The organism is Mesorhizobium sp. Ca11, assembly GCF_020165275.1.
Lineage (GTDB): Bacteria > Pseudomonadota > Alphaproteobacteria > Rhizobiales > Rhizobiaceae > Mesorhizobium.
This window is the reverse complement of sequence record NZ_JAIUHU010000004.1, coordinates 186,802-203,175: the sequence shown is the minus strand read 5'-3', so window position 1 is coordinate 203,175 and position 16,374 is coordinate 186,802. Positions and strand designations below refer to the sequence as shown.

Annotated in this window: 14 protein-coding genes; 5 read left to right on the top strand and 9 right to left on the bottom strand. The window is 64.1% G+C overall.

Annotated features, from left to right (window positions below):
* Nucleotides 1–7: 7 nt before the first annotated feature.
* Nucleotides 8–772 carry a DeoR/GlpR family DNA-binding transcription regulator gene (locus tag LB538_RS09485; protein WP_224526931.1) on the bottom strand — a complete coding sequence of 255 codons (765 nt, stop codon included), beginning with the start codon at nucleotides 770–772 and terminating at the stop codon, nucleotides 8–10.
* A gap of 387 nt (nucleotides 773–1,159) precedes the next feature.
* On the opposite strand from LB538_RS09485, the gene LB538_RS09480 reads away from it, so the two are divergent.
* Nucleotides 1,160–2,044: a phosphotransferase gene (locus LB538_RS09480; protein ID WP_224526932.1), complete on the top strand. Its 885-nt coding sequence runs from the start codon at nucleotides 1,160–1,162 to the stop codon at nucleotides 2,042–2,044.
* Nucleotides 2,041–4,494, top strand: a complete 2,454-nt coding sequence (locus tag LB538_RS09475; protein WP_224526934.1) for an FAD-dependent oxidoreductase — start codon at nucleotides 2,041–2,043, stop codon at nucleotides 4,492–4,494. The genes LB538_RS09480 and LB538_RS09475 overlap by 4 nt, the downstream gene beginning before the upstream one ends.
* Before the next feature lie 12 nt (nucleotides 4,495–4,506).
* On the opposite strand, the gene LB538_RS09470 is transcribed toward LB538_RS09475, so the two are convergent.
* Nucleotides 4,507–5,139, bottom strand: coding sequence for a class I SAM-dependent DNA methyltransferase (locus LB538_RS09470; protein WP_224526937.1), 633 nt, complete (start codon nucleotides 5,137–5,139; stop codon nucleotides 4,507–4,509).
* A gap of 96 nt (nucleotides 5,140–5,235) precedes the next feature.
* Here LB538_RS09470 and LB538_RS09465 point away from each other — a divergent pair, with 96 nt between their 5' ends.
* Entirely contained in the window at nucleotides 5,236–6,138 is a 903-nt protein-coding gene (locus tag LB538_RS09465; RefSeq protein WP_224526940.1) for a phosphotransferase family protein, read from the top strand.
* An 84-nt stretch (nucleotides 6,139–6,222) separates the two neighbouring features.
* Here the strand turns inward: LB538_RS09465 and LB538_RS09460 are convergent, their stop codons facing one another.
* Together LB538_RS09460 and LB538_RS09455 are read right to left on the bottom strand one after the other, a co-directional pair.
* The gene (locus tag LB538_RS09460; RefSeq protein ID WP_224526943.1) at nucleotides 6,223–7,143 is read right to left on the bottom strand and encodes a DMT family transporter; all 921 of its coding nucleotides are present in this window, start codon (nucleotides 7,141–7,143) and stop codon (nucleotides 6,223–6,225) included.
* Between the two features lie 81 nt (nucleotides 7,144–7,224).
* Nucleotides 7,225–8,505, bottom strand: a complete 1,281-nt coding sequence (locus LB538_RS09455; protein ID WP_224526946.1) for an amidohydrolase family protein — start codon at nucleotides 8,503–8,505, stop codon at nucleotides 7,225–7,227.
* A gap of 175 nt (nucleotides 8,506–8,680) precedes the next feature.
* Between LB538_RS09455 and LB538_RS09450 the strand changes: the two genes are divergently transcribed.
* On the top strand, nucleotides 8,681–10,435 hold the full coding sequence (locus LB538_RS09450; RefSeq protein WP_224526948.1) for an ABC transporter ATP-binding protein: 1,755 nt from the start codon (nucleotides 8,681–8,683) through the stop codon (nucleotides 10,433–10,435).
* A 195-nt stretch (nucleotides 10,436–10,630) separates the two neighbouring features.
* Here the strand turns inward: LB538_RS09450 and ilvD are convergent, their stop codons facing one another.
* On the bottom strand, nucleotides 10,631–12,475 hold the full coding sequence (ilvD, locus tag LB538_RS09445) for a dihydroxy-acid dehydratase (protein WP_224526950.1): 1,845 nt from the start codon (nucleotides 12,473–12,475) through the stop codon (nucleotides 10,631–10,633).
* 271 nt (nucleotides 12,476–12,746) lie between these two features.
* On the opposite strand from ilvD, the gene LB538_RS09440 reads away from it, so the two are divergent.
* The gene (locus LB538_RS09440; protein ID WP_140843932.1) at nucleotides 12,747–13,214 is read left to right on the top strand and encodes a VOC family protein; all 468 of its coding nucleotides are present in this window, start codon (nucleotides 12,747–12,749) and stop codon (nucleotides 13,212–13,214) included.
* Nucleotides 13,215–13,385: 171 nt separating this feature from the next.
* Here the strand turns inward: LB538_RS09440 and LB538_RS09435 are convergent, their stop codons facing one another.
* From LB538_RS09435 to LB538_RS09420, 4 genes are all read right to left on the bottom strand, one after another.
* Nucleotides 13,386–14,978: a peptide chain release factor 3 gene (locus LB538_RS09435; RefSeq protein WP_140843934.1), complete on the bottom strand. Its 1,593-nt coding sequence runs from the start codon at nucleotides 14,976–14,978 to the stop codon at nucleotides 13,386–13,388.
* Nucleotides 14,979–15,101: 123 nt separating this feature from the next.
* Complete coding sequence (locus LB538_RS09430) at nucleotides 15,102–15,353, bottom strand: DUF1127 domain-containing protein (RefSeq protein WP_224526952.1); 252 nt, start codon at nucleotides 15,351–15,353, stop codon at nucleotides 15,102–15,104.
* Between the two features lie 71 nt (nucleotides 15,354–15,424).
* Complete coding sequence (locus LB538_RS09425) at nucleotides 15,425–15,940, bottom strand: hypothetical protein (protein ID WP_140843938.1); 516 nt, start codon at nucleotides 15,938–15,940, stop codon at nucleotides 15,425–15,427.
* 15 nt (nucleotides 15,941–15,955) lie between these two features.
* Complete coding sequence (locus tag LB538_RS09420; RefSeq protein ID WP_140843940.1) at nucleotides 15,956–16,237, bottom strand: DUF4242 domain-containing protein; 282 nt, start codon at nucleotides 16,235–16,237, stop codon at nucleotides 15,956–15,958.
* Nucleotides 16,238–16,374: the final 137 nt, after the last annotated feature.

Here is a 16,374-nt window from a genome sequence, read left to right as displayed (position 1 = left end):
GGCGACGTCAGGCCGCGGCGATACTGACCCGGGCGCCGGCCTGACTCAGCGCGGCGGCTATATCGCGTGGCGGCGGCTGGTCGGTGGCAAGCTCGGAAAAGCCATCGAAGCCGCAGACCCGGACCAGTCCCTGGCGGCCGAACTTGGAATGGTCGGTGACGACCAGCGAGCGATGGCCGCGCGACAGCACCATGCGGGCGAACTCCGCCTCGTCCAGATCATAGTCGGTCAGGCCGGCGGCCGCATCGACGGCTCCGATCGAGATCACGGCATGATCGACCGAAAAGCGGCTGACGAACTCGATCGCCGAAATGCCGAAAGCCGCGCCCGAATCGCTGCGCAGCTCGCCGCCCGCCATGTAGACCTTGTTGCCGTTCACCGTCGCCAGCGTGCGGGCAATGTCGGAGGAATTGGTGACCACCGTCAGCCGGCGATGGCCGAGCAGCTCGCGCGCGAGGAAGGATGTGGTCGTGCCGGTATCGAGCATGATCGCCTCGCCATCGCGGATCGTAGCCGCGACCATCCTGGCGATCAGGCGCTTGGCTCCGGCATTTTCGCGCATGCGCCGCTCGAACGGCGCCTCGCCCACAATCGAGGCAAGGCCGACGGCGCCGTGCATCTTCAGCACCGACCCGTCATCGGCGAGCGGCTTGACATCGCGCCGCACGGTTTCCAGCGAGACGCCGAGCCGCTCGGCGAGGCTGGCTATGGTGATCGTGCCCTCCTCGCTGAGGAGCCGCAGGATTTCGCCGTGCCGTTTCGAATGGATCATCGGTGTGTCCGGGAATTCTGACCGAATTTAATGCTTTGCCGACGCTTTGAAAGGAGTCGCTTATATTTTCGGGCAAAACACCCAAAAAAGGTCACAGCTTTTGGATTGACAGCGCTGCCACGCTGGCGTGACATTGACCTTGTGACAGGCTCGGAACTGCCGCGGGAGGGTGATGGCAGAGCCGCAACCTAGTGACCAGATCGCCTGGAACCAGCCAGGCGCGAGCTTTTATCGAATCCGCGGGGGCGGATGCCGGGATATCATACCTGGCCAAGGGGCTCGTCGGTGCGGTGCGGGATACCGATCCTGGCGTCTCGCACCGACGAGGCTTTTTCATGTTCTCCCAGCCTTGTTTTCCGCGGGACCGGTTGGGGCCGGAGCGAAGCCGTGAGTGCCGAAGACCGCATCCGCGCCTTGCCGTGCTGGAACGGCGGCATTGAGATCGAGCCGCTGCCGGGCGGCCTCAGCAACGCCAATTTTGTCGTCACCGACGCGGCAGGGCGGCATGTCGTGCGCTTCGGCCAGGACTTCCCTTTCCACCATGTCTTTCGCGAGCGCGAGGTGATGACGGCACGGGCGGCGCATGCGGCGGGCTTCGCGCCGGCCGTGCATTATGCCGAGCCCGGCATCCTGGTGACGGAATTTCTCGGCGCCAAGACCCTCCTGGGAGAGGATGTGCGGGCCAATCTCGGCCGCGTGGCCGCGCTGCTGCGCGGCTTTCACCGCGAGATGCCGAAGCATGTCTCCGGCGCCGGTTTCATGTTCTGGGTGTTTCACGTCATCCGCGACTATGCGCGCACGCTGGACGAGGGCGGCAGCCGCAAGAAGGATGAGCTGCCACGTTATCTGGCCCTGGCGGACGAGCTCGAGCGGGCGCAAAAGCTGCTGCCCATCGTCTTCGGCCATAACGACCTTTTGCCGGCGAACATCCTCGACGACGGCAAGCGGCTGTGGCTGATCGATTTCGAGTATGCCGGCTTCAACACGGCAATGTTCGACCTCGCCGGCGCCGCCTCGAACGCCGGCCTGAGCGATGACGAATCCTTCGCCTTCATGACCGCCTATTTCATGAAGGAGCCGGACGGCGAAATCCGCCGATCGCATGCCGCCATGCAATGCGCCTCGCTGCTGCGCGAAGCGATGTGGAGCATGGTGTCCGAGCTTTATCTCGACGCGCCCGGCATCGACTATGTCGCCTATAGCGAGGAAAACCTCGTCCGGCTCGACGCGGCGCTGGACAACTACCGGACGAAATACGGAACCAGATCATGACCTTGCCCAGCCATGCCGAAATCGTCGTCATCGGCGGTGGCATCATCGGCTGTTCCACTGCCTACCACCTGGCGCGCGACCATAGGACGGATGTGGTGCTGCTCGAGCAGGGCAAGCTGACCTCTGGCTCGACCTGGCACGCCGCCGGCCTGGTCGGGCAGCTGCGCTCCTCCGCCTCGATCACGCGCGTGCTCAAATATTCGGTCGAGCTTTACAAGGGGCTGGAGGCCGAGACGGGCCTGGCGACCGGCTGGAAGATGACCGGCTGTCTGCGGCTGGCGACGAATGCCGACCGCTGGACCGAGTTCAAGCGGCTGGCGACGACGGCCAAAAGCTTCGGCATGGATATGCAGCTGCTGTCGCCGGCGGAGGTGAAGCGCATGTGGCCGCTGATGGAGACAAGCGACCTTGTCGGCGCTTCCTGGCTGCCGACCGACGGACAGGCGAGCCCCTCCGACATCGCCCAGTCGCTCGCCAAGGGCGCCCGCATGCATGGCGCGAAACTGTTCGAGGGCGTGCGCGTCACCGGCTTTACGATGAAGGACGGCCGCATCACGGCGGTGAAGACTTCACAAGGCGACATTGCCTGCGACAAGGTGGTGAACTGCGCTGGACAATGGGCAAGGCAGGTCGGCGCGATGGCCGGCATCAACGTGCCGCTGCAGCCGGTCAAGCACCAGTACATCATCACCGAGAAGATCGCGGGCCTTGCGACCGACGCGCCGACAATCCGCGACCCCGACCGCCGCACCTATTTCAAGGAAGAGGTCGGCGGGCTGGTGATGGGGGGCTACGAGCCCAACCCGCAGGCCTGGGCAACCGGACTTCCCGGCGGCGATGTCCCGAACGACTGGGAATTCCGCCTGTTCGATGACGACTACGATCATTTCGAGCAGCACATGACCCAGGCGATCGCGCGTGTTCCGGCGCTGCAAACCGCCGGCGTCAAGCAGATGATCAACGGATCGGAGAGTTTCACGCCGGACGGCAACTTCGTCCTCGGCGCAGCACCGGAATGCGCCAACATGTTCGTCGGCGCCGGCTTCAACGCCTTCGGCATCGCTTCCGGCGGCGGCGCAGGATGGGTGCTGGCGCAATGGGTGGTCGACGGCGAGGCGCCGCTCGACCTCTGGGTGGTCGACATCCGCCGCTTCTCCGGCCTGCACCGCGACCGCGACTGGGTCCGCGACCGCACGCTGGAGGCCTATGGCAAGCATTACACGATCGGCTTCCCGCACGAGGAGTATCTCTCCGGGCGGCCGCGCATCGTCTCGCCGCTCTATGAGCGGCTGAAGATGCATCGCGCCGTGTTCGGCTCCAAGCTTGGCTGGGAGCGGCCGAACTGGTTTGCGCCGGATGGCGCGGCCGCCGAGGACGTCTATTCGATGGGCCGCCAGAACTGGTTCGGCCCGGTCGGCGACGAGCACCGTCATGTGCGCGAGAAGGTCGGCATCTTCGACCAGTCCTCCTTCGCCAAATACGAGCTGACCGGCACTGACGCGCTGAAGGCGCTCGACTGGATCTGCGCCAACGACGTCGACAAGCCGGTCGGACGGCTGACCTACACGCAGCTTCTCAATACGCGCGGCGGCATCGAGGCCGACCTCACCGTGTCGCGGCTCGGCGAGAACCGGTTCTACATCGACACCGGCACGGGCTTCCGCACGCATGACCTCTCCTGGATCGGCGACCATATAGGCCACGGGCTGGATGCCAGGCTGACCGACGTCACGGAGGATTTCGGCACGCTGTCGCTGATGGGGCCGCGCGCCCGCGACGTGCTGTCGGCGGTGACGGACGCCGATGTCTCAAACGCCGCCTTCCCCTTCGGCCATGCGCGCGAGATCGCAATAGCCGGCCACAGCGTGAAGGCGCTGCGCGTCACCTATGTCGGGGAACTGGGCTGGGAGCTGCATGTGCCGATCGCCGCCACCGGCGAGGTTTTCGATGCGCTGATGGCGGCGGGCAAGGCGCATGGCATTCGCCCGGTCGGCTACCGGGCGCTGGAATCGCTGCGACTGGAGAAGGGCTATCGCGCCTGGGGTTCCGACATCACGCCGAACGATATGCCGCAGGAGGCGGGGCTCGGCTGGGCCGTGAAGCTTCGCAAGAATACCGACTTCATCGGACGCCGGGCGCTGGAGAAGGCAGCCGGCAAGCCGCCGATGAAACGCTTTGCCGGCTTCACGGTTGACGACCCGGAGATCGTGCTGGTCGGACGCGAGACGATCCTGCGCAATGGCGACCCGGTCGGTTACCTGACCAGCGGCGGCTACGGCTACACGGTGGGCAAGAATATCGGCTACGGCTATGTGCGCAATGCCGACGGCGTCAGCGACGATTTTCTGGCCTCGGGCGACTATGAGCTTGTCGTGGCGATGGAGCGCACGCCGGCAAAGATCCATCTCGAGCCGATGTATGACCCGGCCGGGGCAAGGATAAAGGCTTGATCGACGAAACGGTCAGCTGACACGCAGCACAAGTCCCCTGCTCGGCACGGTATCGGACTCGCCCGGCATCGAGGCGTAGGGCGCCGTTTCCTCGAGGCGCTTCAACCTGCCCTGAACCTCAAGTCCGGCAATGCGCTCGGCGAAGCCTGATTGCCACAGCGTGTTCTTGACGGTCAGCACGATGATCCCGCCTGGGCGGCAGATGCGGATCAACTCGTCCAGTCCCTCAGCCCCGACATGGCCCGAGGTGAAGACGCCCGCCGAAACAATGCCGGCATAGGCGCCGTCGGCGAAGGGCAAAGTATCGCCCATCGCCAGGCGATGCAGTGCACTGTAGACGCCCTTGGCGTCGGCCTTGTCCAGCATGCCTTGCGAGATGTCGAGCGCCTCGACCTTCGGATAGCCGGTGATGGCCAGCCATTCGCCGATCAGGCCGGTGCCGGCGCCCGCATCGAGCAAGGGTTCGGCGCCGCGCGGCAGGTGCCTGGCAAGCAGCGCCAGACAGATCGTCGGGTGGCGATAGCCGGCGGCCGACATGTCGGCATCATAGGTCTCGGACCAGCTGTCATAGATCGCCGCCACTTCCTCAGGCCGCTTCGCGGCGTAGGCCGCGCTTAGCGAGCCGCTGTGCTTGCCGTCCGCCATTTCTGCTCCCGCCGCCGATTCGTATCCGCAATGGTAGCCAAGCGGCAAAAACTGTGGAACCGTTCCGCTGTAAAACATCGTGTGATGGTAAAGGGGATGACGATGGACGAGGCGCGCGCCGCGTTGGCCACCATTCCGGCGCTGGCAGGCTATGACGGGCCGCTGGAGCGTTTGGCCGGCCTGACCAACAAGGTCTACCGGGCCGGCGAAGCGTGTCTGCGCATTCCCGGCAAGGGCACGGAAGAATATATCAACCGCACCAACGAGGCAGTGGCGGCACGCGAAGCGGCCAGGGCCGGAGTCAGCCCCGAGGTGCTTTATGCCGATCCGGCGTCCGGCCTGATGGCGACGCGCTTCATCGCCGGTGCCGAGACGATGTCGCCGGAGAAATTCAAGGCGCGGTCGGGCAGCCCCGCGCGAGCGGGCTACGCCTTCCGCAAGCTGCATGCTTCGGGCGCGGTGTTCCCCTTCCGCTTCGAATTGTTCGCGATGATCGACGACTATCTCAAGGTCTTATCGACGAAGGACGTGGCGCTGCCCGCCGGCTATCACGACGTGGTGCGCGAGGCAGGCGCGGTGCGCGCCGCGCTTGCCGCGCACGCCATCCCGCTCGCCGCCTGCCACTGCGATCCGCTGTGCGAAAATTTCCTCGATACGGGCGAGCGGATGTGGATCGTCGACTGGGAATATTCCGGCATGAACGATCCGCTGTGGGACCTCGGCGACCTTTCGGTCGAGGGCCGGTTCGATGCGGACCAGGATGAGGAACTGATGCGCGCCTATTTCGGCGGCGAGGCGAGGCCGGCGGCGCGCGGACGTATCGTCATCTACAAGGCGATGTGCGACCTTTTATGGACGCTCTGGGGATTGATCCAGCTCGCCAACGACAATCCGGCCGACGATTTCCGCGCCTATGCCGACGGTCGCTTTGCCCGCTGCAAGGCGCTGATGGAGACCGCGGAATTTTCGCGGCACCTCGCTGCCGTGCGCGCGGGTTAGGCACCGGAAAAGCCAAGCCTTCAAGCTTTTGTTTTCATACATGTCGTTATCGCAAAACCGCTGCACACTTTTGCGCGACATGCATTAATTCACGCCCTTCAGCACGTTCTCCGGCGGCACCTCGGTCTCCACCACCTTCTGGCGATGGAAGATGAACATGCCGGCAAGCACGACGATGGCGGCACCGACGAGAATGCGCGGGCCGGGCATGTCGCCGAAGAAGGCCAGTCCGAAGACCACCGCCCACAGAAGCAGGCTGTAGTGCAGCGGCGCCAGCGTCGAGGCCGGCGCCAGCTTCAGCGCCCTCGTGATCATCAGATGCGCGGCGCAGGAGACGACACCGAGTAGTAGCATGGCGCCGAAATCGAGCGCCGACGGCGTGCGCCAAGCACCGATGGTGAGCAGGCCGCCGACAATCAGCGTGCCGATCGTCTGCCAGGTCACCAAAGTCGTGTCGCTGGTGCCGCGCAGGAGGCGGCCGAGGATGATGGCAAAGCCGAAGGCGATACTGCCCACCAGCGCGAAGGCCGATGACAGCGAGAAGGCCGCCGAGGACGGCTTGAGAATGATCAGCACGCCGCAGAAGCCGACCAGGATCGCCAGCCAGCGCCGCCAGCCGACCTTTTCGCCGAGCAGCAAGTGCGACAGCGCCGCGACATAGATCGGCCCGGCCATGTAGAAGCTCATTACGTCGGCGAGCGGCAGGTAGACGACCGCGGCGTAGAAAAGCCCGGTATCGGCGGTGGTGGCCACGACACGCAGGAACTGCAAAACCGGCCGGTCCATGTGAAACAGCCTGGCCGTGCCCTGGTTGGCGATCATCGGGCCCAGCACGATGAAGGCGCCGATCGAGCGGATCAGCACCACCTGCCCGACTGAAAAGGAGGCGACCAGCCATTTGCCCATCGCGTCGTTCAGCGCGAACATGAAGTCGCCGGCCAGCATCAAGAGGATGCCGGCGAGCAACATGTTCCTGATCGTGAAATTTCGGGCGAGCAAGGCCATGCCGCTCCCTAGCCGCAAGCGGCCGGCTTGACGAGGGAAAATGGGGCGATCGGTAAGACCAGCGGCGGAAATCGGCTGGTTCTAGCCGGCCTTATGCCGCCTGTTCACCTGCGCCGGCCGTCCCGCGATCGAAAGCCGCGTTTCCTGCTTCGTCCGCTCAGCCACCACCTTGCCCCTGGCGATGACGCAGAGGCGTTCGGGGCGCAGGCGAACGGCCTCGATCGCATTGCCGGCATCGAGCACAACGAGGCTCGCCCGCTTGCCGACGGCAAGGCCCAGATGATCGAGCCCCATGATGGCGGCGTTGACGTTGGTCACCATGTCGAAGCAGCGCGCCATGTCGGCCGGGCTCGACATCTGCGCGACATGCAGGCCCATGAAGGCGACGTCGAGCATGTCGGCGGTGCCCAGCGAATACCAGGGATCGAGCACGCAATCCTGGCCCCAGCCGACGCGGATGCCGAGCGCCTGCATCTCCTTGACACGGGTCAGGCCGCGCCGCTTCGGGAAGGTGTCGTGGCGCCCCTGCAGCATGATGTTGATCAGCGGATTTGGGATTGCCGATACACCGGCCTCGGCGATGAGCGGCAAAAGCTTCGAGACGTAATAATTGTCCATCGAATGCATCGATGTGAGGTGCGAGCCGGCCACCCTGCCCTGCAACCCAAGGCGCTGCGTTTCATAGGCCAGCTGCTCGATATGGCGCGACAGCGGATCGTCAGTCTCGTCGCAATGCATGTCGACCATCAGGCCGCGTTTGGCCGCGATCTCGCAAAGCTCGGTCACCGAGCGGGCGCCCTCGGCCATGGTGCGCTCGAAATGCGGGATGCCGCCGACGATGTCGACGCCCATGTCGAGCGCGCGGATGGTGTTTTCACGAGCATTCGGCGAGCGGTAGAGGCCGTCCTGCGGAAACGCGACCAGTTGTAGGTCGATATAGGGCGCGACGGTTTTCTTCACATCGAGCAGGGCTTCCACCGCGAGCAGCCGGTCGTCGCAGACATCGACATGGCTGCGGATGGCGAGCAGGCCCATCGACACGGCCCAGTCGCAATAGGCGAGCGCGCGCTCGCGCACGGCCTCATGCGTCAAAAGCGGCTTCAGCTCGCCCCAGAGCGCGATGCCCTCGAGCAGCGTGCCCGACGCATTGATGCGCGGAATGCCGTAGGAGAGCGTGGCGTCCATATGGAAATGCGGATCAACGAAAGGCGGCGAGACGAGATTGCCGCTCGCGTCGATTTCGGCCGGCGCCGAACCCTGGAGCTTTGGTTCGATCGCGACGATGGTCTCGCCGGCAATGCCGATATCGGCAATCCTGCCATCCGGCAGCGTGCCGCCGCGCACGATCAAGTCGAAATCCATCTGTCGTCACCCTTTTCCAGGAATCGGCAACCATCGTGACCGAAAAGACAGCCTGCCGCAGCCTTTTCTTTCCCTCGACGGCGAAAGGTTCCATCCGGCCTCAACTCGCTCTATAAGCCGCCACGCGCCCTTGTGGCGAATCCGAATTTCTCACAGCCAGCCATAGGATCGGCCGTTGTTTCGCTTCTTCCGCTCGACGGAAAACCAACGCCTCATCGCGAGGCTGGTAAGAGAATCCTTCCATGACCATAAGTTCGGCTATGGCGCGGCCATATTGTCGATGCTGGTGGTCGCCCTCATGACGGGGGCAAGCGCCTGGATCCTGCGCGAAATCACCAACGAGTTCGTGGTCTATAAGCGGATAGACCGCGTCAACCTGATTGCCGGGGGTGTGGCGGCGATCTTTGTTCTCAAGGGCATCGCGACTTTCGTCCAGACCTATTTCATGAGCCGCGTCGGCAATGCCATCATTGCCGACCGGCAGCGCAAGATCTACGACCGTATCCTGGCGCAAGGCATCGAATTCTACCATTCGACCTCGTCTTCCGACCTGATCACCCGCATGACCAACAACGCGCAGGCGGCGCGCAGCGTGCTCGACCTCGTCGTCACGTCCTATGTGCGCGACCTGGTGACGCTGGTTGTGCTGGTGATGGTCATGGTCTGGCAACAGCCGGCGCTGTCGCTGATCTGCTTCGTCGTCGGACCGGTGGCGATCTACGGCGTCAACCGCATCCTGAGACGCGTCCGCAAGATCGCGGCGATGGAATTCATCTCGCTCGGCCAGATCGTGCATGTGATGCAGGAAACGGCCATCGGCGTGCGGGTCGTCAAATCCTTCAATCTCGAAGCCGCGATGCGCAAGCGTATGCACAAGGCGGTGTCGGACGTCGAAACCCGTGCCAACAACATCGCCACGCTGGAAGCCGCCACCAGCCCGGTGATGGAAACTCTGGCCGGGCTGGCGATTGCCGGCGCCGTGCTGGTCAGCGGCCTGCTGGTGCTGCAGGGCGGCCAGATGCCGGGCAACATCATGGCCTTCATCGCCGCGCTGCTGCTGGCCTATGAGCCGGCAAAGCGCCTGGCCCGCGTCCGCATCTCGCTGGAGACGGGCATCGTCGGCGTGCGTATGATGTTCCAGCTCGCCGACCGGCCGCTGACGCTGGCCGAGAAACCCGGCGCCACGCCGCTCCAACCCGGTCCGGGCGAAATCCGCTTCGACAATGTCAGCTTCGCCTATCCGGAAAGCCCTCCGGTGTTCGAAGGATTCAACCTGACGCTTGACGCCGGCAAGATGACGGCGCTGGTCGGACCGTCGGGCAGCGGCAAGTCGACGATCCTGAACCTGATCATGCGCATGTATGATCCGCAGACCGGCAAGGTGATGTTCGACGGCCAGGACATCTCGTTCGCGACGCTCGATTCGCTCAGAAGCAAGATCGCCTATGTCAGCCAGGACACGTTCCTGTTTGCCGGCACGGTCATGCACAACATCCGCCTCGGCCGCGAGGACGCGACCGACCAAGAGGTAATCGCCGCCGCCAAGGCCGCCAACGCGCATGACTTCATCAGCGCCATGACCAAGGGTTACGATACGGAGGTCGGCGAGAACGGCTCGCTGTTGTCCGGGGGCCAGCGCCAGCGCATTTCGATCGCGCGCGCCATGCTGCGCAACGCCGAGATCCTGCTGCTCGACGAGGCGACCAGCGCGCTCGATGCCGAATCGGAAGCGCTGTTCCGCGACGCGCTGCAGCAGCTTACCGTCGGGCGCACGACGATCGTGATCGCGCACCGGCTGTCGACCGTGCACCAGGCCGACACGATCGTGGTGCTGGAAAAGGGCAAGGTGGTGGAAAGCGGCCCGCACAAGACGCTGCTCAAGCAGGGTGGGCTCTACCAGAAACTTTATGAATATCAGCTGATGCCGTGACGCAGCGCCTCTCCTTCTCCCCTTGCGGGAGAAGGTGGATCGGCGCGCAGCGCCGAGACGGATGAGGGGTGTTCCAGCGGAGTGAGACGTTGGCGAATTCTGACTGGATAAGCGGTGCCGCCAAGCTGGAGCACCCCTCATCCGTCGCCTTCGGCGACACCTTCTCCCACAAGGGGAGAAGGGGAAATGCGCCCTCTACTCCGGCACCTTCCTGACCGCGCCCTTGTCGGCGCTGGTGGCGAAAGCCGCATAGGCACGCAATGCCGTCGTCACCTTGCGCTTGCGCTTCTCGGCCGGCTTCCAGGCGTCTGCGCCCTTGGCGTTCATCGCAGCCCGGCGCGCTTCGAGCTCGGCATCGCTGATGGCGAGGCGAATAGTGCGGTTGGGTATGTCGATCTCGATCGTGTCGCCTTCCTGGACCAAGCCGATGGCGCCGCCTTCGGCGGCTTCCGGCGAGACGTGGCCAATGGAAAGGCCCGACGTGCCGCCGGAGAAGCGGCCGTCGGTGATCAGCGCGCAGGCTTTGCCGAGGCCCTTCGACTTCAGGTAGCTGGTCGGGTAGAGCATCTCCTGCATGCCGGGGCCGCCGCGCGGTCCCTCGTAGCGGATGACGACGATGTCGCCGGCCTTGATCTCGTTACCGAGGATCGCCTTGACCGAGGCGTCCTGGCTTTCGAAGACGCGGGCCGGGCCGGTGAATTTCAGGATGGATTCATCCACGCCGGCAGTCTTCACGATGCAGCCGTCGAGCGCCAGATTGCCCTTCAAGACGGCAAGACCGCCATCCTTCGAGAACGGCGTCCTGGCCGAGCGGATGACGCCCTTCTCACGGTCGAGATCGAGTTCGTCCCAGCGGCGGTCCTGGCTGAAGGCGACCTGGGTCGGCACGCCGCCGGGAGCGGCGAGGAAGAAGTCGCGGACGTTTTCGGCAGAGGTGCGCGAAATATCCCAGTGGTCGAGGGCCTCGCCGAGGGTCGCCGTATGCACCGTCGGCAGGTCGCGATTGATCAGACCGGCCTCGTCGAGCTGGCCGAGGATGGCCATGATGCCGCCGGCGCGGTGGACGTCCTCCATGTGCACGTCGGACTTGGCCGGCGCCACCTTGCAGAGCACCGGCACCTTGCGCGACAGCCGGTCGATGTCCTCCATGGTGAAGTCGACCTCTCCTTCATGCGCGGCGGCAAGGATATGCAGCACCGTGTTGGTCGAACCGCCCATGGCGATATCGAGCGCCATGGCGTTCTCGAAGGCGCCCTTGGAGGCGATGCTGCGCGGCAGTGCCGTCTCGTCGTCCTGCTCGTAATAGCGCTGGGCGAGATCGACGATGAGATGGCCGGCCTCGACGAACAGGCGCTTGCGGTCGGCATGGGTGGCCAAGGTCGAGCCGTTGCCCGGCAGCGACAGACCCAGCGCCTCGGTCAGGCAGTTCATCGAATTGGCGGTGAACATGCCGGAGCAGGAGCCGCAGGTCGGGCAGGCCGAGCGCTCGATGACCTTGACGTCCTCATCGGAGATCTTGTCGTCGGCGGCCGCGACCATGGCGTCGACCAGATCGAGCGCCTGCGCCTTGCCGGCCAGCACCACCTTGCCGGCCTCCATCGGACCGCCGGAAACGAAGACGGTCGGGATATTGAGGCGCAGCGAGGCCATCAGCATGCCGGGGGTGATCTTGTCGCAGTTGGAGATGCAGACCATGGCGTCGGCGCAATGCGCGTTGACCATATATTCGACGGAATCGGCGATCAGCTCGCGCGACGGCAGCGAATAGAGCATGCCGTCGTGACCCATAGCGATGCCGTCGTCGACCGCGATGGTATTGAACTCCTTGGCGACGCCGCCAGCCTTCTCGATCTCGCGCGCGACGAGCTGGCCGAGATCCTTCAGATGGACATGGCCCGGCACGAACTGGGTGAAGGAATTGACCACCGCGATGATCGGCTTGCCGAAGTCCGAATCCTTCATGCCGGTGGCGCGCCAGAGGCCGCGAGCGCCGGCCATGTTGCGGCCATGGGTGGTGGTGCGGGAACGATAGGCGGGCATTCGATTGTCCTTGCTGGCTGGCCACACCGATGCGCGGCGGGCGGCGCTCGAATTTAGTCGGCAGCGGTTATAGCGGCCATGTTCCGGCATGACCACCATTTTGCGCTGCGCCAGCATGCTTCGGCAAATTTGCGCTTTTCAGGAAATTTTTGCTGCCGCTGTCGGATGACGCTTCGCTGAAGCGTCCTTGAGGCAGACGGCATCGAAATGGCACGAAATCGCCACCGAACCGTTTGACGACGAAGCCAACATGAAGCCCGAGGAGCAAGGCATGCAGAAGATCACCACCTTCCTGTGGTTCGACGATCAGGCCGAGGAGGCCATGAACCACTACATCTCCATCTTCAAGAATTCGAAGGTGCTGAGCGTGACGCGCTGGCCCAAGGGCCATCCCCAGGAAGGCCAGGTGCTGGTCGCCTCGTTCGAGCTCGACGGCGTGCAGTTCCAAGCCCTCAACGGCGGGCCGCAATACAAGTTCACCGAAGCGATCTCGCTGTCGATCGACTGCAAGACGCAGGAAGAGGTGGATCATTTCTGGACCAGGCTCACCGAAGGCGGCGAACCGGGACGCTGCAGCTGGCTGAAGGACAAGTTCGGGGTTTCCTGGCAGGTCGTGCCGGAGCAACTGCCGCGGCTGCTTCAGGATCCGGACCGCGAGAAAGCCGGCCGCGTGATGTCCGCGATGATGCAGATGGGCAAGATCGACATCGCCAAGATCGAGGAAGCGGCGAAGGGGTGAGCACTTTTTCCTTCTCCCCTTGTTTGTGGGAGAAGGTGGATCGGTGCGCAGCGCCCGAGACGGATGAGGGGTACTCCAGCGGAGTGAGGCGTTGGCTTTCCCTGGAATACCCCTCATCCGACCTCGCTTCGCGAGGCCACCTTCCCCCACAAGGGGGGAAGGGAAAAACACTCACGCCGCTTTGTCGCGCACCTGGTAATCCTTGACCGCGGTGAAGCGGATCGCTTTCCAACGCTCGGCTTCGTAGTTCAGCGAGAAGGCGTGCTGGGCGAGAAAGACCGGATCGTTGTCGAGGTCGCGGGCGATGTCGCCCCGATGCGCCTCGATGAAACGCTGGACTTCCGCCTTGTCGTCGGCCGAGATCCAGCGGCAGATCGAGAAACGCGACATCTCGAAATCAACCGGCAGCGTGTATTCGATGTTCAGCCGTTCCTTCAGAACGTCGAGCTGCAGCGCGCCGACGACGCCGACGATCGCCGGCGAGCCGTCCTCGGGCGAGAACAGCTGCACGACGCCTTCCTCGGCCATCTGGTGCAGCGCTTCCTTCAGCTTCTTGGCCTTCATGGCGTCGCCGAGGCGCACGCGGCGTAGGATTTCCGGGGCGAAGTTCGGCACGCCGCGGAACAGGATCTCCTCGCCTTCGGTCAGTGTGTCGCCGATGCGCAGCGTGCCGTGGTTGGGGATGCCGACGACGTCGCCGGCGAAGGCCTCGTCGGCTGTGACGCGGGTGCGGGCGAAGAAGAACTGCGGCGCCGACAGGCTCATCGGCTTACCGGTGCGCACCAGCTTGGCCTTCATGCCGCGCTCAAGCTTACCCGAGCAGACGCGGACGAAGGCGATGCGGTCGCGGTGGTTCGGATCCATGTTGGCCTGGATCTTGAAGACGAAGGAGGTCATCTTCTCCTCTGTCGCCTCCACAGTTCGCTCGTCGGCTTCCTGGGCGCGCGGCGGCGGGCCGTAGGCGCCGAGCGCCTCGATCAGGTCGCGCACGCCGTAATTGCGCAACGCCGAGCCGAAATAGACCGGCGTCAGGTGGCCTTCGCGAAAGGCTTCCACGTCGAGCGGACGACAAGCCTCCCGCGCGAGTTCCAGTTCCTCGATGAAGGCTTCGCGCTCGTTTTCGGGCAAAAGGCCGGCGACGCGGTTGGAATCGGGCCCGTTGACCGGCGTGCGCTCCTTTTCCGCGTCGCCCTTGCGCACCGCGTTCAGCGCCAGGTGGTAGGTGCCGGAAAAGGTCCTGCCGCGGCCGATCGGCCAGGTGACGGGCGCGGTGTCCAGCGCCAGCTTCTGCTCGATCTCGTCGAGGATTTCGAACGGATCGCGGCTCTCGCGGTCCATCTTGTTGACGAAGGTTATGATCGGAATGTCGCGCAGCCGACAGACCTCGAACAATTTCAGCGTGCGCGGCTCGATGCCCTTGGCGGCGTCGATGACCATGACCGCCGAATCCACCGCCGACAGCGTGCGATACGTGTCGTCGGCGAAATCCTCGTGGCCGGGCGTGTCGAGCAGGTTGAAGACGTTGTCGTCATATTCGAAGGTCATCACCGAGGTAACGACCGAGATGCCGCGCTCGCGCTCGATCTTCATCCAGTCGGACCGGGTCTGGATGCGGTCCTTCTTGGCCTTAACCTCGCCGGCGAGCTGGATGGCGCCGCCGAACAGCAGCAGCTTTTCGGTGAGCGTGGTCTTGCCGGCGTCAGGGTGCGCGATGATCGCGAAGGTGCGGCGGCGCGATACCGCCTGTTCGATGTCTTCTGCCAATTTCTGGAATCCTGTCTGTGGCGCGGGCTTCTAGCAGCGCTTGTCCGGCGTGTCGACGGTTTTGGAGAGACCGGTTCGACCGGCGCAGCAGAGAGACGTGCCGTCGGCAAAAGACCTTGGTCCTCAATTCCACATTCCGTCGCGATCGATCTTGCCGCCGTACCTGGTGACCGACGATATTTCCAAGCGTTTGATACCGATGTCGCGCAACAGGTAGTCCGGCAACTCGTCCAGCCAGGCGCGATCCCTGCGAATGCGGACCATCCGCGCGAGGACGCGCAGGCCGGAACGGCATATTTCGACGGCTGTCGCGAAGAAACGCCCGTTAACGGATGAGCGGGCGACGGGCTTCATTCCCATGCGAAGGGATGGCATGATCATCTTCCTTTTGTTTGAACGAAAGGATCGGGAGGGCCGTGCAGGCCCTCCCGAAGACGCTGCGCGTGTCAGGACCGGTCGTGCTCGCAGCTCACATAAGGGTTCCAGTCGGCGAACATGCCGGCCGGGTTGTGCCGCCAGTGCCAGACATGGAGCTCGTAATACGGGTCCACCGGATGGACTCCCACCGTCGTCTTGCGCTGCAGGGTGCGGCCGAGGAATTCGGGTACACCTTTGCCCTTCCAGTCCTTTTCGAAGACGATGTATTCCATGCCGACGAGCTGCATCGAGCCATCGGCCTCCGGCTCGTAGGTCAGCACATCTGGCTCGCCGAGCACGAGCCTGCCGTCGCCGGCCCGCTCGGGATGGATGAAGTGGACGCCCATCGTTCCGTGCTGGTCATGCGTCGTGCATTCGAACAGTTGCCGATAGCCGTCCGCCTTGGCGACCTCGATGTCGAAATACTTGGCCGCCATCTCCCGAGACCGGTTGAGCACCGGATCGGGCATGTCGTGGGCGACCGCGGTGCCGCAAAACAGCGCGGAGGCGCCGACGGCAAGGACAATTTCGGCAAAGCGCTTCACGATCGATCCTCCCCGTCAGGCTGCGGCGTAAGCCGTCGTCGGATCGAACAGGCGCTTGACCTGCGTGATCTTCGTTGCCGGGAAGCCGCTCATCTTGGCATGACGCTGGATGATCGCCTCGTCCTTGGCGAGATAGACGCAAAAGGTCTTGTCGTCCGCCACGAAGGATTCGACCCACTGGATGTCGGGGCCAAGCTCGGCCAGAACGGCATTTGAGGCCTTGGACGCATCGCGAAGCTGCTCGCGCTCGAAGGTGCCGACCTTGGGAATCTCGCGTTCGATGATGTATTTGTGCATATCATAATCTCCTTGATCTGGGTTCAAATGCCACCGGGCGCCCGACCAGGTCGGTGCCCGTGACATCCCGGGGGCCGCTGAGCTAAACTGCAGCTTGGCCCGCCAGGCAGACGGAGAATTACGAAAGAGGCGGCCAA

Excerpts from the sequence above, each read along its gene's own strand:
- LB538_RS09475 (WP_224526934.1), top strand. The coding sequence starts at position 2,041 with ATGACCTTGCCCAGCCATGCCGAAATCGTCGTCATCGGCGGTGGCATC.
- ilvD (WP_224526950.1), bottom strand. The coding sequence starts at position 12,475 with ATGCCCGCCTATCGTTCCCGCACCACCACCCATGGCCGCAACATGGCC.
- LB538_RS09465 (WP_224526940.1), top strand. The coding sequence starts at position 5,236 with ATGACGATGGACGAGGCGCGCGCCGCGTTGGCCACCATTCCGGCGCTG.
- LB538_RS09460 (WP_224526943.1), bottom strand. The coding sequence starts at position 7,143 with ATGGCCTTGCTCGCCCGAAATTTCACGATCAGGAACATGTTGCTCGCC.
- LB538_RS09485 (WP_224526931.1), bottom strand. The coding sequence starts at position 772 with ATGATCCATTCGAAACGGCACGGCGAAATCCTGCGGCTCCTCAGCGAG.
- LB538_RS09430 (WP_224526952.1), bottom strand. The coding sequence starts at position 15,353 with ATGCCATCCCTTCGCATGGGAATGAAGCCCGTCGCCCGCTCATCCGTT.
- LB538_RS09420 (WP_140843940.1), bottom strand. The coding sequence starts at position 16,237 with ATGCACAAATACATCATCGAACGCGAGATTCCCAAGGTCGGCACCTTC.
- LB538_RS09470 (WP_224526937.1), bottom strand. The coding sequence starts at position 5,139 with ATGGCGGACGGCAAGCACAGCGGCTCGCTAAGCGCGGCCTACGCCGCG.
- LB538_RS09440 (WP_140843932.1), top strand. The coding sequence starts at position 12,747 with ATGCAGAAGATCACCACCTTCCTGTGGTTCGACGATCAGGCCGAGGAG.
- LB538_RS09455 (WP_224526946.1), bottom strand. The coding sequence starts at position 8,505 with ATGGATTTCGACTTGATCGTGCGCGGCGGCACGCTGCCGGATGGCAGG.